The sequence below is a fragment of the Tabrizicola sp. genome (genome assembly GCF_016793705.1).
In the GTDB taxonomy this organism is placed as follows: Bacteria; Pseudomonadota; Alphaproteobacteria; order Rhodobacterales; family Rhodobacteraceae; genus Tabrizicola.
Genome location: NZ_JAEULO010000005.1, coordinates 12,191 through 32,762, shown reverse-complemented (window position 1 = coordinate 32,762; position 20,572 = coordinate 12,191). Strand labels below are relative to the sequence as shown.

Below are 20,572 nucleotides of genomic sequence, written 5' to 3'. Positions count from 1 at the left end.
CTTACAGGTCCACCGTATTGGGCAGGATCACCAGGTCGCGCACCACCACGCCCTTGCGGCGGGTCAGCATGAAGAGGACGGCCTCGGCCACCTCGCTGGGCTGCATCAGGCTGCCGTTGGCCAGCGCCTCCTCCATCTTCGCCTTGGGCCAGTCGTCCAGAAGCGCTGTCACCACCGGGCCGGGCAGGACCGCGCCCACCCGGATGCCGTGGGGCGCAAGCTGGCGGCGGATGGTGTGGGCAAAGGCCTGCACGGCGAATTTCGAGGCGGTGTAGATCGGTTCCCACACCACGGGCACGACACCGGCGATGGAGGAGGTCAGCAGGATGTCACCCGTCTTCCGCTCGATCATGTGGGGGAGCACCGCATGGATCGAGCGGAAGGCCGCGTTGATGTTGAGGTTGAGCATCCGGTCCCAGGCATCGGGGTCGCCGTCCTGCACCGGGCCGCCGACGTAAGATCCCGCATTGGCGTGGAAGATGTCCAGCTGGCCGGTGAGCGACAGGATGCGGGGCAGCATCCCGCTGACCTGCGCGCCGTCGAGGAGGTCGACTTGCAGCGGCCTCGCCTCCGGGCCAAGCTCCTGGCACAGCGCTTGCAGCCTGTCCCCGGCGCGGTCGATCAGCACGACCCTTGCCCCTTCGGCCAGCATCGCGCGGGCGCATTCGAGGCCGATGCCCGAGGCCGCGCCGGTGATCGCGGCCGTTTTTCCCGTCAGTTTCATGTCGGTCTCCTTACCCCCGGCCATGGCTGACGCGCGACTGGCGGGCCAGGCTGTCGACGATCACGGCGACGGCAAGGACGCCCCCGGTGATCATGTAACGCAGGGATGACGACAGGTTCAAAAGCGTCAGCCCGTTGGAAATCGCCTGGATCACGATGATCCCCAGGACGGCGGACCACGCGCTGCCGCGCCCGCCGAAGAGGCTGGTCCCGCCGATCACCGCCGCCGCGATGGCGTTCAGGTTCACGTCGCCGGTCCCGGCCTGCTGGCTGGAGGAAGCGAGGCGCGAGGCCGAGAGGATGCCGCCAAGCGCCGCAAGCGTGGAGCAGAGCATGAAGGCCGACAGGTAGATGCGGCGGACGTTGATGCCGGAGCGCCGGGCGGCCTCCTTGTTGCCGCCGACGGCGAACATGGACCGGCCCCATTGGGTGCGGGTAAGGCCGTAGTTCAGGATCACGGCCAGAAGGACGAAGAGGCCGAACATCATGGGCACGCCGCGCCCGAGGTGCAGGTAGTAGATCGCGCCTTCCAGCGCCACGGTCAGGGCGGCGGCTTTCAGGACGAGGCGGGTGAGGGGTTGCGAGGAGAGGCCTGCGGCCTGGCGCTGCTTCATGACGGAAAGGCCGACCCAGACCATCACCGCTCCGGGGAGGAGGCCGAGGAGATAGGAGAGCCAGGCGGGCAGGATCCAGAGCTGGCCGAAGCCCACCAGCGGCGAGGCGAAGGGCAGGTTGATCGAGCCGGTGGGGCCGAGAATGTAGAGCTGCAACCCGAGGATGGCGAGGAGGCCCGAGAGGGTGGAGACGAAGCTGGGCATGCCGAGGCGGTTGTAGAGGATGGCATAGACCGCCCCGATCAGCGCGCCGGTGGCGAGTGCGGCGAGGATCGCGAGGGGCAGGGAGACGCCCGCGTTGACCCAGAGGACGCCGATCATCGCCGAGGCGAGACCGGACATCGAACCGACGGAGAGGTCGATCTCGCCCAGCATCAGCACGCAGACGATGCCGAGGGAGATGACGCCGACGGTCGCGCAGTCGAAGAGGAGGTTGACGAGGTTGTTCGGTGCGAGGAATACCGGGTTCAACATCGAGAACACGGTGGAAATCAGGATCAGGCTGACGATCACCGGCAGCATCCCGAGGTCGCCGGAACGCAGGCGGTCGGTGAAGTCCTTCAGCGCGCCCTTAAGGCTGTCGTCGTGCCGGACGCGGGCGTCGGCGCGGTCGAGAGTGGGTTTGTTGGTCATGCCGGGGTCCCCCCTGCTTCGGCGGCGAGCCGGTCCTGACGACGAGAGACGGAGTTCTCCGCCGCCCCGGTGATGGCGGCGACGAGGTCCTGGTGCGAGGTCTCGCGGGTGAAGACGCCGTTGTTGCGGCCGAGGCGCAGGACGACGATGCGGTCGGCGACGGCGCGGACGTCTTCCATGTTGTGACTGATGATGATGACGCCAAGGCCCCGGTCGCGGACACGCTCGATCAGGTTCAGGACCTCGGCGGTCTGGGCGACGCCAAGCGCGGCGGTGGGTTCGTCCAGCATGATGATCCGGGGGTCGAGGAGGAGCGAGCGCGCGATGGCGACGGTCTGCCGCTGCCCGCCCGACAGCGAGGCGACGGGTTCGCGGACCGAAGGGATGCGGGCGGCGAGTTCCTTCAGGAGGGTCCAGGCCCGGACTTCCATCTGCACCTCGTCCAGCCGCCAGGGCGACAGCTCGTGCCCGAGGAAAAGGTTCGCAACCACGTCGAGGTTTTCGCAAAGCGCAAGGTCCTGGAAGACGGTGGCGATCCCCATCTCCAGCGCCGTCGCGGGGGTATCCAGCGTGACCGGGCGGCCCATGTATTCGATGGCGCCCTCGGTCGGCTGGTGGACGCCCGCCAGCACCTTGACCAGCGTTGATTTCCCCGCGCCGTTGTCGCCGACCAGGGCAACCACTTCGCCCGCGTGGACGTCAAGCTCGATGTCGGTCAGGGCGGACACCGCGCCGAACCGTTTCGAGACGCCTCTGAGCGACAGGATGCGTTCGCCCTTCGCGGGCAGTCTTTCGCGTGCCTGCATGTCTTCTCCCCCCGATGTGGTTGCCCGGCCCCGATGGGACCGGGCCTTGGTCAAATTACTGGGTGATCCCCAGGGCCTTGCAGCCTTCGGCATATTCGCCGGTGCAGATTTCCTCGGGTTTGTTGATGCCCTTGTCGAAGATTTCCGCCTTGATGTTCTCGGCGGTGACCACCGCCGGGACGAAAAGCTCGGACGGCGTGTTGTAGAGCGTGGTCTTGGCTTCCGGCGTTTCGCCCTTCAGGAAGGCCACCGCCACGTTGGCCGCCGCCGCCGCGACGATCTCGGAGGGTTTCGAGATGGTGTTGTACTGGTCTCCAGAGATGATCAGTTGCAGCGCTGCGATGGTCGCGTCGTTGCCCGTCACCGGGGGAACCGGATCGACGCCTGCCGCCTTGAAGGCTGCGATTGCGCCGCCGCCGGTGCCGTCGTTCGCGGCGACGACGCCGACGATCTCGGCCCCGAAGCGGGTGATCTGGCCCGCCGCCCATTGCTGGGCTTCCGGCGGCGCCCAGTCGGGGGTGTCGAACTCGGCCAGCGTCTTGTAGGGCGAGGCGTCGAGGGCGGCGTCGATGCCATCGCGGATCAGCCCGGCGGCGGCGTCGGTGGGCGAGCCGTTGATCTGCAAGACCCCCGCGCCGTCCGGCACGCCGGTCGCCTTCAGGTGGTCGACCAGCGACTGCGCGATGGCCTGGCCGATGCCCTTGTTGTCGAAGGAGACGTAGTAGTCGGCCGGGGCATCCGGGATCGGGCGGTCATAGGCGATGACCTTGACGCCCTGCGACTGCGCCAGCGTCACCAGCGCGGCGGCGGCCGAGCTGTCCACCGGATCGAGCACGATCACCTTCGCGCCCTGCGCCAGGACCGAGTTGAACTGCTGCTGTTGCAGCGCCACGTCGGCATTGGCGTTCTGGTAGATCACCGTGCAGTCGGCGCAGAGCTTCTTCATCTCGGCCTCGAAGCCGGGGAAGTCGTGCTCTTCATAGCGGGTCGAGGCCTGGTCGGGCATCAGGAAGGCCACGGTGGCGGCCTCTTGCGCAAAGCCGGTGCCCGAGGTCAGCGCAAGCGCCGTCCCGGCCAGCAGCATCAGTTTGGTCTTGGTCATGGTGTCTCTCCCTTGGTGGTTCGCAAATCTCTCCCGGCCGTCCAGGGACGTTCGGGGCGTTTCCCGGTTGCGCGTGGCTTGCCCGAAGCTTCGGGCAAAACCGGCCACGCTGCGCACCGGAGGGTCGGGCGCGGCCAGTCGTTCGGCTTGGGTCTTTCGGTCAGGCGGCCAGCGGGCGGTTGTCCTCGTGCAGGGCGCGGAACCGGCTGGGCGGCATTCCCTTTCGTCGCAGGAACTGGCGGTTGAAGTTGGACAGGTTATTGAAGCCCACCGCATAGCAGATGTCGGTCACGGTCTTTCCGGTGTCGTTCATCAGCATCTGGCAGGCGAGATTGATCCGCAGGCGGTTGACATATTCCACCACGCCCATGCCCGTATGGCGGCGGAAGCTGCGCGAGAAGGCCGAGGCGGTCATCCCCGCCGTCGCGGCAAGATCGGCTTCGGTGAAATCCTCGGTCAGGTTGTCGTTGATGAAGGCCAGCGCCTTGTTCACCCCTGCCGTCATGAAGCCCGAGGGGTCGGGCAGATAGGCGTCCGAGGCCAGCGCCCGCGCGCCGCTGTCGGTGGCAAGGTGTGCCAGCAGGTCGAGGAAAAGGCTCACGCGGCGGGGGCCGCGGGCATCGACCAGCTCGGCCAGGATCGGGGCGACGCGGGTGGTGCAGCCTTCCGTGAACAGCGCGCCCCGGCGGCTGAGGTCGAAAAGCGGGGTGAAGCCGCCGGTCTCGGGGAACAGCTCGGCGATCCGGTGCAAGAGCGCCTCGGGGAACTGTACGATCCGGTTCCTGAGCGGGATCACCACGCCCTCGGGCACGTCCGAGATCCAGTTGTGCGGCAGGTTCGGCCCGGTCAGGACCAGCTGGCCCGGCCCGAATTCGCCGATATGGTCGCCGATGTAGCACCGCCCCGTCGTGGCGACGACATGGTGGACCTCAAGCTCGGGGTGGAAATGCCAGCGGACGGTGTGGAAAGGATAGCCATGTTCCCAGGCCTTGAAGGACTGGCCCTGTCCGATCTGGACGACTTCGAGATCCGGTTGCATCGCATCCTCCCCCACGGCCCGCGCTCCTCTGCACGGGATGGACGGTCGGCGGCAGCGACGGCCCACAAGGACAAGAGTGCCGCAAAGAATCAGCGGCTGCTACCACTGCGCAGACCGATTCATGATACTTTTTTGATTTTCTGCGGTGCAGTATGACACAAAATTCATGATTGCGCGGCAGGGCAGGCGGGTCGCAACCCCATCGTGCCGGGCTTCAGGGTCGCGGCTTACACCAGCCGCGACACCTCGACTGCGGCGCGGACGAAATCGGCAAACAGCGGATGCGGCGCGAAGGGTTTCGACTTCAGCTCGGGGTGGAACTGGACGCCGATGAACCAGGGGTGGTCCTTGACCTCGACGATTTCGGGGAGGCGACCGTCGGGGGACATGCCGGAGAAGATCAACCCGCATTTCTCCAGGTCGTCACGATACTGGATGTCGACTTCGTAGCGGTGGCGGTGGCGTTCCTCGATCACCGTGGTGCCGTAGATCCGGGCCACGGCAGAGCCGTCCTTGAGGTTGGCGGTATAGGCGCCGAGCCGCATGGTGCCGCCCTTGGCGTCATCGGCCTTGCGCCGGACGGTGTGGTTGCCCTGCACCCATTCCTTCAGGTGATAGACCACCGGGGTGAAGCGTTTCGCGCCCTTCTCGTGGTCGAATTCCTCGCTTCCGGCATTCTTGACGCCCGCAAGGTTCCGGGCGGCCTCGATCACCGCCATCTGCATCCCGAGGCAGATGCCGAGGTAAGGCACCTTCTTCTCGCGGGCGAAGGTGGCGGCCTTGATCTTGCCCTCGGTCCCCCGTTCGCCGAAGCCGCCGGGGACGAGGATGGCGTGGAAGTTCTCCAGCCAGGGGGCGGGGTCCTCGCGTTCGAAGATCTCGCTGTCGATCCATTCGGCGCGGACCTTGGTGCGGTTCGCCATTCCGCCATGGGTCAGGGCTTCGGCGATAGATTTGTAGGCATCTTCCAGCTGGGTGTATTTGCCGACGATGGCGACGCGCACCTCGCCTTCGGGATGGGTGATGCGGTCCATCACGTCTTCCCAGCGGGCGAGGTTGGGTTTCGGCGCGGGGGTGATGCCGAAGGCGTCGAGCACCGCCTGGTCGAGGCCTGCCTGATGATAGGCCAGCGGCGCCTGGTAGATGGTCTTCAGGTCATAGGCGGGGATCACCGCCTCTTTCCGCACGTTGCAGAAGAGGGCGATCTTCTCGCGTTCGCGGTCCGGGATCGGGTGTTCGCTGCGGCAGACGAGGACGTCAGGGGCGAGGCCGATGGATTGGAGTTCCTTGACGCTGTGCTGGGTGGGCTTGGTCTTCAGCTCTCCGCTCGCCGCGAGGTAGGGCAGAAGCGTCAGGTGCATCAGGATCGACTGGCCGCGCGGGCGTTCGTGGATGAACTGGCGGATCGCCTCGAAGAACGGGAGGCCCTCGATGTCGCCAACCGTGCCGCCGATCTCGCAGAGCATGAAGTCGACCTCGTCGTCGCCGATCTTCAGGAAGTCCTTGATCTCGTTGGTGACGTGGGGGATGACCTGGATCGTCTTGCCGAGGTAGTCGCCCCGGCGTTCCTTCTCCAGCACGTTGGAATAGATCCGGCCCGAGGAGATGCTGTCGGTCTGGCGGGCATGGACGCCGGTGAAGCGTTCGTAATGGCCGAGGTCGAGGTCGGTTTCGGCGCCGTCGTCGGTCACGAAGACCTCGCCATGTTCGAAGGGCGACATCGTGCCGGGGTCGACGTTCAGGTAGGGGTCGAGCTTGCGCAGGCGCACGGTGTAGCCGCGCGCTTGAAGGAGCGCGCCGAGCGCCGCCGAGGCAAGGCCCTTGCCGAGGGAGGAAACCACGCCGCCGGTGATGAAGATGTAACGCGCCAAGGCGGACTCCCGTGTCTAACAGCGCGATTCGGGTGGGGTGGAATCGCGGCACCACGGGAGTCGAGATATAGCGCCTCCCGTCCGAATAGGCAACGCCCCCGCTAGATCATGCGGACAAGGCCGGGGCGACAGCCAAGCAGTTGTGGATCAGGGATTGGCCGGGGGCGCAACCGGGGCATCCGCCGGGGGCGGCGAGGCGGGTGCGTCGCTGCTGGGGCCGGGCAGCGTCAGGTCGGTGCCCGCCAGCCCGCCGCCGGTCGTGGCGGGGTCTTCGGTGGCCGGAGCCTCGGCAGCGGGGGCCGAGGCATCGACGACCGAGCCGGTGTTGCCGCCGCGGGCCGACAGGATGGTCAGCGTGATCGAGGTCACGATGAAGGCTGCGGCGAAGATCCAGGTCAGCTTGGTCAGCGCCGTCGCCGCGCCCCGGGCCGACATGGTGCCGCCGCCCCCGCCGATGCCGAGCCCGCCACCTTCGGAGCGCTGGAGAAGCACGACCCCGATGAGGAGGAGCGCAAGGATCAGGTGGATGGTGAGGACGACGTTTTCCATGGGGCTTCCCGAAGGCTGACGCGCCTATCTAGGCGGAAGGGGGCCGAGGCGCAAGGGTGCGCGCAAGGGTCGGCTTTCCGCGCGGGCGAGCCGTCCTCGCGGCATCGAGCCGCTCGGACGGCGCTGCCGCGGACCGGACTTCGGGCTCTGGCCTCTCGGGGCGGGCGGGCGCCTCCGGCGGGGATATTTGGGCAAGGATGAAAGCGCGGGTGCGGCCTTGCGGAGAGCGGAGGCGTTCCCTCGGTGGCTCTCAGCCATCGACCTCGTCGGTGGTCTGCTGGCCCGACAGCCGCTGGCGCAGGATCGACCAGCTCATGCCGATGCCGAGGATCAGCGACAGGACCAGGATGCCGAGCCAGGTGTTCAGCGCGGAATTGTCGAGGCCGAGGAGCCCCCAGTCGGTCAGGACCCAAAGGCCCGCGGCGAAGATCGCGGCGATGATGATCGCGCCAAGAATGCCGATCGAGCGCATCGTGGCGACGAGGTAGACCATGGCGATGACAGCCAGGATCAGGCCGATGAAGACGATCAGCGGGGTCTGCTGGCCCCAGGCGCCGCGCGCCCAGGAGACATAGTTCCAGGAGGTCGGGTTGAAGATCGCCGCGAGAAGGACGAAGGCCCCGAGCCAGCGCAAGAATACACCCATTCGTCTGCCCTCCTCTTCCCCGACAGCGGTGACAAATCGGCGGGCACTTGTCCAGTGTCAGATGCTGGAAGGGCGGGCGGTCGGGCGGCGGTGACCGATCGACGCAGACAACCTGGGCGAGTGGTCGCCGCTTGTATACACCCATGCGCTTGTGTGTATATATTGCAACATCTGCGGCCTTTTCGCGCGGCTCCGGCGCGCGCGAAATGGTAGGCGGAGAGGCAATTCGTTAACCTTTCGGCAGGATTGCAGCGGATAGTTCATCCGCAGGGAGGCTCGCATGAAAAGTGGTATTCTGGTTGCTCTGGCGCTTTCGGCCGTTCCTGTCGCCCCGGTCGCGCTTGAGGCGCAGACGATCACCGGCGGCCTGACGCTCAGCTTCACCCGTCAGGATTCCGGCCCCGCCGAGATCGACAGCCGCGGGCTCGACGGCCGGATGGAGACCGATTTCGGCAACGGGTTCAGCTTCGGGCTGGAGGTCGGCGCCAGCCGCATGTCGCAGGATGGGGTGGCGATGGACATCGACGCCGAGTTCATCGCGCTCGAAGCCGGTTACAAGTTCTCGAACGGCGCGAAGGCCGGGCTTTTTGCCGACCGGCTGACCTTTTCCTTCGGCGCCCCGATCGACGTGACGCTGAAGACCAACGGCCTGTCGCTTGGCTATGAAGCCAACGGGTTCGACGTGGAGGCCTTCGTGGCCAACACCTCGCTCAGCATTCCGCTGCCGTTTGATATCGACAATGTCGGCATCACCGCCAGATACAGCGGTGTGGCGGGGCTTGAGGTGGGCGCGGCCTACCTGCGGGCGGAACTGTCGGCGGGCGGCCCGGCGGAAGACATCGACTTCAAGGGTCTGGCCGCGACCTATGTGATGAACGACAGCTATATCCTGTTCGGCGGCTTCGCGAAGACCGACTTGGCGGGGCTGGTGGATATCGACACGGCGGGCATCGGCATCGGCTACGATCTGGGCGCGATGACGGGCTTCTCGGCGACGTTGTCGCTGGAGGCCGCGCAGACCGATCTTGCGACCACCGACATCGACACGCTGCGGCTGGGTCTGACCCTGCCCATGGGCAAGAAGGGCCCGATGCTGCCGATGAACAGCGTGGCAGATTCGGTGCTGAACGCGCGGCACGGGGCGTTCAACGCGGCACTGACGTCGGCGTTCTGATCCCGGCACCAACGGAAACGAAGGGGCGTGCCATCGGCGCGCCCCTTCTGCCATGGTGATCGGCTTCCCTTGCAGGCCCGTCACACGATGGTTTCGTCGCGACGGCCTTGTGATGAAGGCGCGGCGAAGAGCCAGCCCCAGAGAACCGCGCCTGTCAGACCGCCCGCCAGCTGCGCGAGGAGAAAGCCGGGAACGGAAGCCGGCGCGATGCCGGCGAAGCTGTCCGAGAGCGTCCGGGCCAGGGTCACGGCGGGGTTCGCGAAGGAGGTCGAGGCGGTAAACCAGTAGCCGGCGGTGATGGTCAGGCCGACAAGCCAGGGGATCGCCTGGGGCGCAACCGCAAGCCCGCCGAGGATCGCGCCGATCAGGGTGAAGGTGGCGACGGCTTCCGAGACCAGCTGGCCGGTGCCGCCCCGTAGGGTATCCGACAGCGTGACGGCAGGCAGGTCGAACATCAGGTTCGCCAGCACTGCGCCCGCCGCGCCTCCGATGAGCTGAGCCGCAACATAGGGTGCAAGCTGCGACCAGGGCAGGGCGCGGCGCAGCACCATGACCAGGCTGACCACCGGATTGAAATGCGCGCCCGAGAGCGGCCCGAGGGTCGAGATCAGCACCACGAGGATGGCGCCGGTCGCAAGCGTGTTTGCCAGAAGCGCCAGTCCGGTCGAGCCGCCCGAGAGCCGCTCGGCCATGATGCCCGAGCCGATGACGGTGGCGACCAGGAGGGCGGTGCCAATGGCCTCGGCGGCGAGGGATCGAACGTCGAGCGCGCGGGTCATCCGAGCTGCACCACCTCGCCGTCTTCCTTGGTGAAGCTGCCGGTCATCGGGGGCAGAAGGTCCAGCACCGCCTCGGACGGTCGGCAGAGGCGGGTGCCCTTGGGCGTGACGACGATGGGGCGGTTCAGGAGGATCGGGTGTGCCTCGATCGCGTCGAGGAGCTGGTCGTCGGTGAGCGCGGGGTCGGAAAGGCCGAGGTCGGCATAGGGCGTGCCCTTTTCCCGGATCAGGGCGCGGAGTGGCTGGCCCATCGCCCGGGCGAGGTCGCGGATGGTGTCGCGCGACGGCGGGGCCTTCAGGTATTCGATGATCACCGGCTCGATCCCGGCGGCCCGGATCAGGGCCAGGGTGTTGCGCGAGGTGCCGCAGGCGGGATTGTGGTAGATGATCGTGTCCATGCTTCGCCTCTAGGACGGATTTGCAACAGGTCTATGACGGGCCGCGGCGCATTTGAAGGGTTTCCCCTGCGACGGGCTGCCGATATACCCCGCCTCGTTTGTCACAGACTCGGGGAAGCAGCATGGCCAACGTCGTCGTCGTGGGGGCTCAGTGGGGCGATGAGGGCAAGGGCAAGCTGGTCGACTGGCTGTCCGAGCGCGCCGATGTCATCGCGCGGTTCCAGGGCGGGCACAATGCCGGGCATACGCTGGTGATCGGCAACACGGTCTACAAGCTGTCGCTCTTGCCCTCCGGCATCGTGCGCGGCGGCAAACTGTCCGTCATCGGCAATGGCGTCGTCGTGGACCCCTGGCATCTGGTGGCCGAGATCGAGAAGCTGCGCGGGCAGGGGGTCGAGGTCTCGCCCGAGAACCTGATGCTGGCCGAGAATGCCAGCCTGATCCTGCCGATCCATGGCGAACTGGACCGGGCCCGCGAGACGCAGACCTCCGTCGCCAAGATCGGCACCACCGGCCGCGGCATCGGCCCGGCCTATGAGGACAAGGTCGGCCGCCGGGCCATTCGCGTCGCGGACCTGTTCGACGCGGCGACGCTGGACACGCGGATCGGGCGGCTTCTGACCCACCACAACGCGCTCCGCGCCGGGCTGGGGCTGGAGCCGGTGGACGCAGGCGCGCTGAAGGCGCAGCTTCTGGAGATCGCGCCGAAGCTGAAGCCCTATGCCGGGCCGGTCTGGAAGGTGTTGACCGAGGCGCGGCGGGCGGGCAAGCGCATCCTCTTCGAGGGCGCGCAGGGGTCGCTCCTGGACATCGACTATGGGACCTACCCTTACGTGACCTCGTCCAACACCATCGCCGGGCAGGCGGCGACGGGGACGGGGGTGGGGCCGACGGCCATCGACTTCGTGCTGGGGATCGTCAAGGCCTACACGACGCGGGTGGGCGAAGGCCCGTTCCCGGCGGAGCTGCACGATGAAGACGGGCAGCGGCTGGGCGAGCGCGGGCATGAATTCGGCACGGTGACGGGCAGGAAGCGCCGCTGCGGCTGGTTCGATGCGGTCCTGGTGCGGCAGACCTGCGCGACGTCCGGCGTCTCGGGCATCGCGCTGACCAAGCTCGACGTGCTGGACGGGTTCAGGACGCTGAAGATCTGCGTGGCCTATGACCTGGAGGGAGAGCGGCTGGATTACCTGCCGATTGCCGCCGACGAACAGGCGCGCTGCAAGCCGATCTACGAAGAGCTGGAAGGCTGGTCGGAGACCACCGCCGGGGCGCGGAGCTGGGCGGAGCTGCCGGGGGCGGCGATCAAATATGTCCGCCGGATCGAGGAGCTGATCCAGTGCCCGGTCGCATTGCTGTCCACCTCGCCCGAGCGGGATGACACCATCCTGGTGACCGATCCTTTCGCGGATTGAGGGGAAGCCATGGCGCTGAGCTACAAGGCCCGCAGGCGCTGGGCGCTGGTGATCCTGCTGATCGGGCTGCCCGTCTATGTCGTGGCGGCGGTGACGCTGGTCGGGCTGATCGAGCGGCCCTCGGTCCTGGTGGAACTGGCGATCTATCTCGGTCTCGGCTTCGCCTGGGCGCTCCCGTTCCGCTTCATCTTCCGCGGGATCGGCCAGCCCGACCCGGATGCAAAGAAAACGGACGGGGCGGGCCCGTCCGTCTGAACCTTCCTCAGGGGCGTGCGAAAGCTCAGGCCAGCCTGCGCGCCTCGGCCAGATAGGGCGAGTTGTCGGCCAGGCTGTAATGGCCGCGCGTGACCTTCTCGATCCGGCCCGTGCGCAGGAGCGTGCCGAAGCTGCGCAACCCGTCCTCGCGGCTGACCGGCTTGCCGCCGGCCGAGGCCACCATCCGGCGCATCAACTGCGGGCGGGTGAACTGGCTGCGCTTCTCGACGCAGGTGGCATAGGCGGCGGCGGCCTCAAGCATCTCGGCCATCGACTTGGCGCCGACCATCTCGGCGAAGGCCGCGAGCCCGGTCTCGTCCAGCTCCTTGCTGTCTTCGGACAGATCGTCATCCTCGTCCGCCTCGGTGGCGGTGCCGTAGGAGGGCTTTTCCAACACGACATTGCGGGCCGGGATGCTGGTGGCGACCGCCGCCGCGCCGGCGCCGATGGCCCCGGAAAGGCGACCGGTGCGCAGCGCGATCATCGGCTGGCCTTCGGGCGCCGGGCTGATCCCGGGCGCGGCCGGAGCCTTGGCGGGCGCGGGTGCAGCAGCGGGCGCAGCAGCCGGGCCCACGCGGTCGATCCGCTGTTCCGAGACGAGGACCAGCGGTGGCGGGCTGATCATGCCCGGACGGATGGTGCCGGGGCGCGGCTCGGCCGGTCGGATGTTGACCGACTTGCGGCGCGGCTTGACTTCGGCCGCAGCGGGCGGCTCGGGCGTCAGGTCGGGCTGGATCACCTCGGCCAGGTCGTCACGATAGGGGTCGAGGTTCGCCTGGGACTTTGGCGCCTCATAGTCGATGTCGGCGCGGTCGGCCTCGGTCGAGACGACTGCGGCCTTGAGGCGCGACAGCGCTTCCTGACGGCGGCGGTTCTCGTCCTCTGCCATCACCTCCTCGGCCTGTTGCAGCAGGCGGGCGATCTCGTCCGATTCCCCGGTTGCGGCCAGCACCCGCGTGGCGCCGAAGTCGTAATCGGCGTCGGGGGTCTCGTCGGGGTGCAGGCGGACGACGCGCGAACTTACCCGCCGCGACCTTCCGCCGGGCCGGGCCACCGGCGGCTCGGGCTCTGCGGCGACGGTGGGCTCAGCGGGTGCTTCGGCGGCAGGCTCGATGACCTCGATCCCCTCCGCTTCGGCCAGGGCAGCTTCGACCGGCTCTTCGGCCATCTCGGCTTCGACCGGCTCTTCGATAAGGGCAGCCTCGACCGGCTCTTCGGCGGCGGCCTCGGGCAGTGGGTCTTCGACCGCCATCTCCGTCAGGGCGAAATCGGCCGGCAGGTCTTCGGGCAGGGCGTCGTCCAGGAGTGCGGCATCGGCGACGACCCCATCCAGCGCGGCAACCCGCTCAAGGTCTTCGTCGGCTTCGTCGACGGCGGTCGCCGCCTCGGCATCCCAGCTGTCGTCGAGGTCGGACGCAATCTCTTCCGTGGCGAAGGCGACGGTCAGGTCATCGGCAACCGAAGCGATATCGGCAATTTCGTCCTCGACCTGGGCGGCGTCAGCTGCTGCGACCTCCTCAGCCTCAGCCTCAGCCTCAGCCTCAGCCTCAGCCTCGGCCTCGGCCTCGGGAACGGTATCCGCTGGAACTGCTTCCTCCAGCCAGGCTGCAACCGCCTCGACATCCTCGGCAGCGCCCGGCGCGGCCGCCAGTTCCTCGGCCTCCTCGAAATCGGCTTCGATTCCGGTGGAGACGGCGGCGATTGCATCCTCCTCCTCCTCCGAAACCTCGGGTAGATCGGGACCGGCGGCGAAGGCCGACAGCGGGGCGGCGGCTTCGGCCACCGTCGGGCCGACCGAGCGGCGAATGCGCGCCAGCTTGGCTGCGACGCCATCCGGGATCACATCCTGCAACGAAGGTTCCGGGGCGAGGATGTCGTCCTCGATCTCGGTTTCCGGCTCGACGGGGGGATGGGCGGGGCGGCGGTTGACCGGGTTGATCTGGATGCGCGGCGCGACGGGAGCTTCGGCAACGGCCGTCTCGGCGGGCTCTGGCGCGCGGGCGGCTTCTGCGGCGCGGCTGGTGGCCAGGCGCGAAACCTCACGTTCGGCCAGGCGGTGCAGCATGGCGGCATCGGGCGGCGGCGGTTCGGCCCCGAAATGGCGGTCCTGCGCGGCAAGGTCGCGGAAGTATTCGGCAATCGCCTTCATCGTGTCGAAGGGGTTGTCGAACCCTTCCAGCGTGCAGCTGAAGGTCCCGTAGGACACGGTCAGGATCTTGCTTTCACTGGTCATGACTGGACAGCCTTTCGCCTTGCTCGTCGCGCCATACTACCCTGCGACCGCCCTATAGCATGGACAGACAGGGGTAATTTGATGGATTGATTGTGGCCGGACCCCGAGAATCCTGCCTTAATTGGATACAGTCTTACATGAATGCGCCGATTGTCCAGTCAACCCACGGTGTAACCTTGGCCGGTGGGGGGCCTTTTTCCGCGCGCGATCTGATGCTTGCGCTGAAGCGGGCCCCGGTGCCGGTGGCGGCGGATAGCGGGGCGGACCGGCTGCTCAAGCTGGGCGCGATGCCAGCGGCGGTGATCGGCGATATGGATTCGATCTCGGACAGGGCGCGAGCTGAGATTCCCTTGGAACGCCAGTATGTTGTATCCGAACAGATCACGACGGACTTCGACAAGGCGCTGCGGCTGATCGAGGCTCCGCTGGTGCTGGCGCTGGGGTTTGCCGGGGCGCGGCTGGACCACGGGCTTGCGGCCCTTTCTACCCTGATCGCTCGGGCCGAGCGGCGCTGCATCCTGATCGGCCCGCAGGACCTGGCCTTCGCCGCGCCGCCCCGGCTGGAGCTGCATCTTGTTCCGGGCGAGCCCCTGTCGCTGTTTCCCATGGCTCCGGTGATGGGTCGCAGCGAGGGGCTGGAATGGCCGATCACGGGAATCAGCTTCGCGCCGGACGGGATGATCGGCACCTCGAACCGGGTCACGGCGCGGCGGGTGGTGCTGGAGTTCGACCGGCGGGGGATGCTGGTGATCCTGCCCCGGCGGCGGCTGGATGCGGCGATCAGGGCTCTTCTGGCAGCAGGGTGAACTGCGGTTCCTGCGCCTTGGCTTTCGCGGCCAGCCGCTCGCGGTGGATGATGTAAAGGCCGGAGGCGACGATGATCGCCATGCCCGCGAAGGTCATCGCATTGGGGAAATCGTCGAAGATCAGGTAGCCGAGGGTCACGGCGGTGACGATCTCCAGATAGTGCAGCGGCGCGAGCGCGGATGCCGTCGCGAACTTCAGCGCATAGGTCATGCACAAGTGGCTGACGGCGGCAAAGAAGCCGACCATGAACAGCCAGAGCCAGTTCCAGCCCGCGGGCCAGACCGGGTCCAGCGCGGGGATGCCGGAGCCGTCGGCAAGAAACATCACCGGCAGGCAGAGCAGGAGCCCGGTCCAGGAGGTATGGAACTGCATGGCGACGGGATGCATCCAGGTGGAGATCCCCCGCGTGACCAGCATGTAGAGCGCGAAGAGGACTGCGGTTGCCAAAGGCCAGAGTGCCACGAGGCCGAAGGCCGCAAGCGATGGCTGGATGACGAGGAGGACACCGACGAAGCCCACCGCGCAGGCGGCGATGCGGCGCGGGCCGACCTGGTCGCCGAACAGGAAATGGCCGAGGATCAAGAGGATGAAGGGCTCGACGAAGACAATGGCCAGCGCATCGGCCAGCGGCATGACCTGAATGCCCGAGACGAAGGCGAAGGTCGAGACGATGAGGAGGAGCGCGCGCAGCGTGGTATAGGCCAGCGCCTTGCCCGAGAGCCGCATCGAAAACCGCATGATCAGGACGACGGGCAGCATCAGTGCGGTCTGCACCACGAAGCGGGCGGTGGTGATCTGGCCCACGGGGATGCCATTCTCGGCCGCGAGCTTGGCGCCCACGTCCAGAAGCGGCGCGATCACGCAGAAGGCGAGCATCAGGATGACGCCCTGGAGGGTCGTGTCGCGGGTCATGAGGATTGCCTAGCCGGTGGTTGCGCGGGCCGCCTGCCTGAAAGCGACATCGCGGGCGGGTTTCAAAATGAGCGCTGGCGCGCGAAGACCCTTTGTCTCGTCGTCGGGGCTTGCGCCCTCCTCCTCGGAGGATGGGGGTTTCACACCCCCAAGCCCCCGTGGGATATTTGGAGCCAGGTGAAAGGGCTTGCCGTCAGCAGTTCGGAACGTTGACGGCAAGGCCCCCGAGCGAGGTTTCCTTGTATTTCTCGTGCATGTCACGGCCCGTCTGGCGCATGGTCTCGATGCAGACGTCGAGGGAGACGAGGTGCTGCCCGTCGCCGCGCATCGACAGGGACGCGGCCGAGACCGCCTTGATCGCGCCAAGGCCGTTCCGTTCGATGCAGGGCACCTGCACCAGACCCTTCACCGGATCGCAGGTCATGCCCAAGTGATGCTCCAGCGCGATCTCGGCGGCGTTTTCCACCTGTTCCGGGGTGCCGCCCAGCACGGCGCAAAGGCCCGCGGCCCCCATCGCGGCGGCGCTGCCCACTTCGGCCTGGCAGCCGCACTCGGCCCCGGAAATGCTGGCGTTGTGCTTGCAGAGGCCCCCGATGGCCGAGGCGGTGAGGAGAAAGTCGCCGACCTTCGCGGTCGAGGCCCCCGGCACATGGTCCAGCCAGTAGCGGATCACGGCGGGGACGACGCCCGCCGCGCCGTTGGTGGGGGCGGTGACAACCTGTCCGCCCGCGGCGTTCTCCTCGTTCACCGCCATGGCGTAGAGGCTCATCCAGTCGTTGATCGTGTGCGGCGGGGTCAGGTTCAGGCCGCGCTCCGCCAGAAGCGCGTCATGGATGCCCTTGGCCCGCCTGCGCACTTTCAATCCGCCGGGCAGGATGCCCTCGCCCTTCATGCCGCGCGAGATGCAGTCGTTCATCACCTGCCAGATGCGGTTCAGCCCGGCGTCCAGCTCGGCACTGGTGCGGAACTTCAGCTCGTTCGCCCGCTTCATTGCGGCGATGGAGAGCCCGGACTTCCTGGCCATCTCCAGCATTTCCGCCGCCGTCTCGAACGGCCAGGGCACATCCGCCCGCGCCTTGGCCTTGGCCCCGCCGCTTTCCGCCAGCTCTGCCGCGGTCAGCACGAAGCCGCCGCCGATGGAATAATAGGTCTCCTCCAGGATCACGTCGCCCTGGGCGTCGGTGGCTTTCAGGACCATGCCGTTGGCATGACCCGGAAGCGCGGGGCCATAGTCGAAGGTCAGGTCCTTCGCGGGGTCGAAGGCCAGGATCCCCAGACCGGGGGCCTCGATGGTCTTGGTCTCGCGGATGCGGGCCAGCGCCGCCTCGGCCTTGTCGGCGTCGTAGGTATCGGGGGCAAATCCCGCAAGGCCGAGGATCGTCGCCCGGTCGGTGGCGTGGCCGACCCCGGTAAAGGCCAGCGAGCCGTGCAGCGAGGCGCGGAGCCCGTGGAAATGGAAGGGCGAGGCGCGCATCGTCTGAAGGAAGCGCTCGGCGGCGACCATCGGGCCCATCGTGTGCGAGGACGAGGGGCCGATGCCCACCTTGAACATATCGAAGACGGAGAGGAACATCAGGAGCCTGGATTGGTGAAAGGGGTGGGGCCGAGCCCGTCGGAGGCCGCGACCCGCAGGGCGGCGGGGCGGGCCTCATGCGCGGCGAGGACGGCGTGCAGATGGGGGAAGTCGGCGAGGTCGATGCCGTAGGGGGCGGGCGGCAGCGAGATCAGCCAGCGCACGAGGATGCCGATGTAGTAGCCCAGCACGCCGGGATGGTCGGGCGACAGCCAGCGCGGGGACTGCGTTTCGATCAGCGTCTCGATCAGGCCAAGGCGCGCGGTGATCTGGTCGTGTGCCGCAGCGCGGGCGGCATCGGTGTTCGCCTCGCCCGCCGGGCGGTGCGGGTAGAACATCGCCAGCGCCGTCTGGTGCAGTGCGTTCGAGGTGAAGAAGAGCCAGGACAGGAACGCGCCGCGATCGGGATCCTTCGGCCCGGGGCCGAGACGCCCGGTCTGGTCGACGAGCCAGAGGAGGATCGCCGCCGTCTCGAACATCGGGCCATGATCGGTTTCCAGCGCCGGGATCAGGCCCACCGGGTTGACCCGGCGGTATTCGGCACTGGTCAGCGCACCCCCCTCGATGTCGACGATGGCCAGCGTATGCGGCAGTTCCAGCTCTTCCAGCGCGAAGCGGACGATGGTCGAGGCGAAGTCGGGGGCATGGTGCAGGGTCAGGGTCACAACACGCTTCCTTCCGGCGGGTCCGGCTGTTCGGGGCGGGTGAAGGGATGCGGGCCCAGCCCCTCGGCCCGGGCGACGACCGGGGTTTCTACCCGCGTCTCCTGCGCGCGGGCAAGTGCCTTCAGCGTCGGGAAGTCGGACAGGTCCAGCCAGCGCGGGCCATTTTCCGGGTAAAGCGCGGCCCAGCGGGTCAGCACGATGGCATAGACGCCGAGCGGTTTGCCTGCGGCGAAAAGCTTCGGGTGCTGAAGCGCCGCCGTCTCCAGCAGCGCGAAGTGCCGCAGCATCCGGGTCGACATGATCTCCAGATGCGCGTCATGGCCGTCGGCGGGGGCGTATTGATGCGGGTAGAAGATCTGGCGCAGCTCGGCGTGGGCGGTGTTCGACAGGAAGAACAGCCACTTCAGGAAGACGGGCCGGTCCGGATCGACGGGCGAGGGGCCAAGGTGATGAGTGTCGGACAGCCACAGAAGGATCGCCCCGGTTTCCGAGATCGGGCCCACGGGCGTTTCCAGCGTGGGGATCAGCCCGGTCGGGTTCAGCGCCCGGTAGGTGGCGCTATCCTGCTGGCGCCGGGACCTGTCGACCAGTTGGGTACGATAAGGGATACCCGCGCCATCCAGCACCAGCCGGATGATCAGCGACGCATTGTCCGGGGCATAGTGCAGCTTGTACATCGGCGGTCCTGAACCTTGTCTGCCAAGATGCCGAACTCTAGCCCCGGCGCAGGTCGAAAAGCGACCGAATGTCGCGGGACTGCGCAGCATTGTGAGGCCGTCGCGACAGCGGCAGGGTGGCGTTAACCTTCCGGCAACCGTTCTGGTGGCAGTCTTGCCCGGACTTGGGCAGGAGGGATCGGGATGCGACGGCTGGGGATGGCACTGATGCTGGCAGTCCTGGGTCTGGCGCGGACGGGTCTGGCGCAAGAGGTGACGCTTGACCTGCTGGTCGGCAAGGATCCCGACCGCTTCCTGTCCCGGATGACCGATCTGATCGCAGGCTTCGGCGGGCCGCAGGGCCTGACCGCGGCGGGAATCGAGGAGCATATCGTGCTGGAACGTGCCGCGGCCCGCGCGTCCGAGGTGCGGCGGTTCCTGGCGATGGACCTTGACGCGGATGGCACCGTGGACCGGGCGGAACTGGCCGTCAGCCAGCGCGCGGCCAGCGCCTCGGCCCGGGGGCGGCTGGAACGCCTGTTCATCGCCGCCGATGCCGATGGCGACGGGCAGGTCAGCCCGGCCGAGATCGCCGCAAAGGGCCGGGATGCGGGCCTGCGCGCGCTGGGAGAGGATGAGGCCGAAGCGCTGCGCGGGCTGACGGCGCTTGACCGCGACGGCAACCGCGCGCTGACCCCCGACGAGGTTGCCGCCGCCTTGGTCCTGGCCGATCCGGCGACCTGACCGGCGCCGCCCGCCTTCGGGGACTTCGGCCGGGACGCGCCGCAGTCCTCGAATCGCGAACAGTCTTTCGCTCGCGAAGCCTCTCGCCCTTGGGCGGAGTTTGCGCTATCCGGGGTTGAAACAGGGGAATAGTCATGGCAGCCGACCTTTCGCCGATCGACCAGGCCAAGTTCGTGGCCGCCCGCCGGTCGGTGGATTTCGTCGAGAACGGCATGAAGCTGGGCCTCGGCACCGGCTCGACAGCGGCCTGGATGGTGCGCTGCCTTGCCGAGCGGGTGCGCGAGGAAGGACTGGCCGTCACCTGCGTCGCCACCTCCGCGCGCACGGCAGAGCTGGCACGGCAGCTTGGCCTCACGGTCGTAGGGCTGGACGAGACGAAATGGCTTGACCTGACGATCGACGGCGCGGACGAGTTCGACCAGAACCTGAACCTGATCAAGGGCGGAGGTGCGGCCCTTCTGCAGGAAAAGATCGTGGCGACGGCCAGCGACCGGATGATCGTGATCGCCGATGCCGCGAAAGAGGTGGCACAACTTGGCGCCTTTCCCCTGCCGGTGGAGGTGATCCCCTTCGGCTGGCAGACCACCAAGGCGCTGATCGAGGAGACGCTCTATTCGCTGGACGTGATGAGCCGCGAGGTTGCGCTGCGGATGGCCAAGGACGTGCCGCTTCTGACCGACGAGGGGCACTATATCCTTGACCTCAGCCTGACCCGGATCGGCAACCCCCGGCAGCTGGCGCTGGTCCTGAACCAGATCCCCGGCGTCGTCGAGAACGGGCTTTTCATCGACATCTGCGACGTGGTGGTGATCGGCCACGGCGACGGGCGGGTCACGGTGCGCGACATCAACTCGGGCCGGGTCGAGACCGGGTCGGTCGATGTGACCGAAAGCCGCAACATCTTCGCCGACCTCGACTGACCCGCCGCGCACCATTGTCCGAAAAGCCGGTGGGGGGTCTTTCGCCCGGACGCCGGAC

General features: G+C 67.6%; 21 protein-coding genes. 6 read left to right on the top strand and 15 right to left on the bottom strand.

Annotated features, from left to right (window positions below; translation table 11 throughout):
• Position 1: 1 nt before the first annotated feature.
• From JNJ68_RS01365 to JNJ68_RS01330, 8 genes are all read right to left on the bottom strand, one after another.
• Complete coding sequence (locus JNJ68_RS01365; RefSeq protein ID WP_294978034.1) at positions 2 to 724, bottom strand: SDR family oxidoreductase; 723 nt, start codon at positions 722 to 724, stop codon at positions 2 to 4.
• 10 nt (positions 725 to 734) lie between these two features.
• Entirely contained in the window at positions 735 to 1,970 is a 1,236-nt protein-coding gene (locus JNJ68_RS01360) for a sugar ABC transporter permease (protein WP_294978032.1), read from the bottom strand.
• Positions 1,967 to 2,776 (bottom strand): ATP-binding cassette domain-containing protein, encoded by an 810-nt coding sequence (locus JNJ68_RS01355; RefSeq protein ID WP_294978030.1) that lies wholly within the window; start codon positions 2,774 to 2,776, stop codon positions 1,967 to 1,969. Before JNJ68_RS01355 ends, JNJ68_RS01360 begins: the two co-directional genes overlap by 4 nt.
• Positions 2,777 to 2,831: 55 nt before the next feature.
• On the bottom strand, positions 2,832 to 3,860 hold the full coding sequence (locus JNJ68_RS01350; protein WP_363165176.1) for a sugar ABC transporter substrate-binding protein: 1,029 nt from the start codon (positions 3,858 to 3,860) through the stop codon (positions 2,832 to 2,834).
• 178 nt (positions 3,861 to 4,038) lie between these two features.
• Positions 4,039 to 4,917, bottom strand: a complete 879-nt coding sequence (locus tag JNJ68_RS01345) for an AraC family transcriptional regulator (RefSeq protein ID WP_294978026.1) — start codon at positions 4,915 to 4,917, stop codon at positions 4,039 to 4,041.
• A gap of 227 nt (positions 4,918 to 5,144) precedes the next feature.
• Positions 5,145 to 6,788, bottom strand: a complete 1,644-nt coding sequence (locus tag JNJ68_RS01340; protein ID WP_294978024.1) for a CTP synthase — start codon at positions 6,786 to 6,788, stop codon at positions 5,145 to 5,147.
• 147 nt (positions 6,789 to 6,935) lie between these two features.
• Positions 6,936 to 7,337, bottom strand: coding sequence for a preprotein translocase subunit SecG (secG, locus tag JNJ68_RS01335; protein ID WP_294978022.1), 402 nt, complete (start codon positions 7,335 to 7,337; stop codon positions 6,936 to 6,938).
• Between the two features lie 250 nt (positions 7,338 to 7,587).
• Positions 7,588 to 7,983: a DUF6524 family protein gene (locus JNJ68_RS01330; protein WP_294978020.1), complete on the bottom strand. Its 396-nt coding sequence runs from the start codon at positions 7,981 to 7,983 to the stop codon at positions 7,588 to 7,590.
• 280 nt (positions 7,984 to 8,263) lie between these two features.
• Here JNJ68_RS01330 and JNJ68_RS01325 point away from each other — a divergent pair, with 280 nt between their 5' ends.
• Positions 8,264 to 9,157, top strand: a complete 894-nt coding sequence (locus JNJ68_RS01325) for a hypothetical protein (RefSeq protein ID WP_294978018.1) — start codon at positions 8,264 to 8,266, stop codon at positions 9,155 to 9,157.
• Positions 9,158 to 9,237: 80 nt separating this feature from the next.
• Here the strand turns inward: JNJ68_RS01325 and JNJ68_RS01320 are convergent, their stop codons facing one another.
• Positions 9,238 to 9,936, bottom strand: a complete 699-nt coding sequence (locus JNJ68_RS01320; protein ID WP_294978016.1) for an MIP/aquaporin family protein — start codon at positions 9,934 to 9,936, stop codon at positions 9,238 to 9,240.
• Entirely contained in the window at positions 9,933 to 10,334 is a 402-nt protein-coding gene (gene arsC / locus JNJ68_RS01315) for an arsenate reductase (glutaredoxin) (protein ID WP_294978015.1), read from the bottom strand. The genes JNJ68_RS01320 and arsC overlap by 4 nt, the downstream gene beginning before the upstream one ends.
• 122 nt (positions 10,335 to 10,456) lie before the next feature.
• Between arsC and JNJ68_RS01310 the strand changes: the two genes are divergently transcribed.
• Both JNJ68_RS01310 and JNJ68_RS01305 read left to right on the top strand, forming a co-directional pair.
• A complete protein-coding gene (locus tag JNJ68_RS01310; protein WP_294978013.1) occupies positions 10,457 to 11,749 on the top strand; it encodes an adenylosuccinate synthase in 1,293 nt (430 codons plus the stop codon).
• Between the two features lie 9 nt (positions 11,750 to 11,758).
• On the top strand, positions 11,759 to 12,004 hold the full coding sequence (locus JNJ68_RS01305) for a DUF2842 domain-containing protein (RefSeq protein WP_294978011.1): 246 nt from the start codon (positions 11,759 to 11,761) through the stop codon (positions 12,002 to 12,004).
• Between the two features lie 25 nt (positions 12,005 to 12,029).
• Here the strand turns inward: JNJ68_RS01305 and JNJ68_RS01300 are convergent, their stop codons facing one another.
• Entirely contained in the window at positions 12,030 to 14,237 is a 2,208-nt protein-coding gene (locus JNJ68_RS01300) for a hypothetical protein (RefSeq protein WP_294978009.1), read from the bottom strand.
• A 137-nt stretch (positions 14,238 to 14,374) separates the two neighbouring features.
• On the opposite strand from JNJ68_RS01300, the gene JNJ68_RS01295 reads away from it, so the two are divergent.
• The gene (locus tag JNJ68_RS01295) at positions 14,375 to 15,043 is read left to right on the top strand and encodes a thiamine diphosphokinase (RefSeq protein WP_294978007.1); all 669 of its coding nucleotides are present in this window, start codon (positions 14,375 to 14,377) and stop codon (positions 15,041 to 15,043) included.
• Here the strand turns inward: JNJ68_RS01295 and JNJ68_RS01290 are convergent.
• The 4 genes from JNJ68_RS01290 to JNJ68_RS01275 all read right to left on the bottom strand — a co-directional run bounded on the left by JNJ68_RS01290 (position 15,018) and on the right by JNJ68_RS01275 (position 18,871).
• Positions 15,018 to 15,956, bottom strand: a complete 939-nt coding sequence (locus JNJ68_RS01290) for a DMT family transporter (RefSeq protein ID WP_294978005.1) — start codon at positions 15,954 to 15,956, stop codon at positions 15,018 to 15,020. The genes JNJ68_RS01295 and JNJ68_RS01290 overlap by 26 nt on opposite strands.
• A gap of 193 nt (positions 15,957 to 16,149) precedes the next feature.
• Positions 16,150 to 17,529: an L-serine ammonia-lyase gene (locus tag JNJ68_RS01285; protein WP_294978004.1), complete on the bottom strand. Its 1,380-nt coding sequence runs from the start codon at positions 17,527 to 17,529 to the stop codon at positions 16,150 to 16,152.
• Positions 17,529 to 18,194, bottom strand: coding sequence for a glutathione S-transferase family protein (locus tag JNJ68_RS01280; RefSeq protein ID WP_294978002.1), 666 nt, complete (start codon positions 18,192 to 18,194; stop codon positions 17,529 to 17,531). The genes JNJ68_RS01285 and JNJ68_RS01280 overlap by 1 nt, the downstream gene beginning before the upstream one ends.
• Positions 18,191 to 18,871, bottom strand: coding sequence for a glutathione S-transferase family protein (locus JNJ68_RS01275; protein WP_294978000.1), 681 nt, complete (start codon positions 18,869 to 18,871; stop codon positions 18,191 to 18,193). Before JNJ68_RS01275 ends, JNJ68_RS01280 begins: the two co-directional genes overlap by 4 nt.
• A 183-nt stretch (positions 18,872 to 19,054) precedes the next feature.
• On the opposite strand from JNJ68_RS01275, the gene JNJ68_RS01270 reads away from it, so the two are divergent.
• Together JNJ68_RS01270 and rpiA are read left to right on the top strand one after the other, a co-directional pair.
• Positions 19,055 to 19,594 (top strand): hypothetical protein, encoded by a 540-nt coding sequence (locus JNJ68_RS01270; RefSeq protein WP_294977998.1) that lies wholly within the window; start codon positions 19,055 to 19,057, stop codon positions 19,592 to 19,594.
• A gap of 134 nt (positions 19,595 to 19,728) precedes the next feature.
• Positions 19,729 to 20,514, top strand: coding sequence for a ribose-5-phosphate isomerase RpiA (gene rpiA / locus JNJ68_RS01265; protein WP_294977996.1), 786 nt, complete (start codon positions 19,729 to 19,731; stop codon positions 20,512 to 20,514).
• Positions 20,515 to 20,572: the final 58 nt, after the last annotated feature.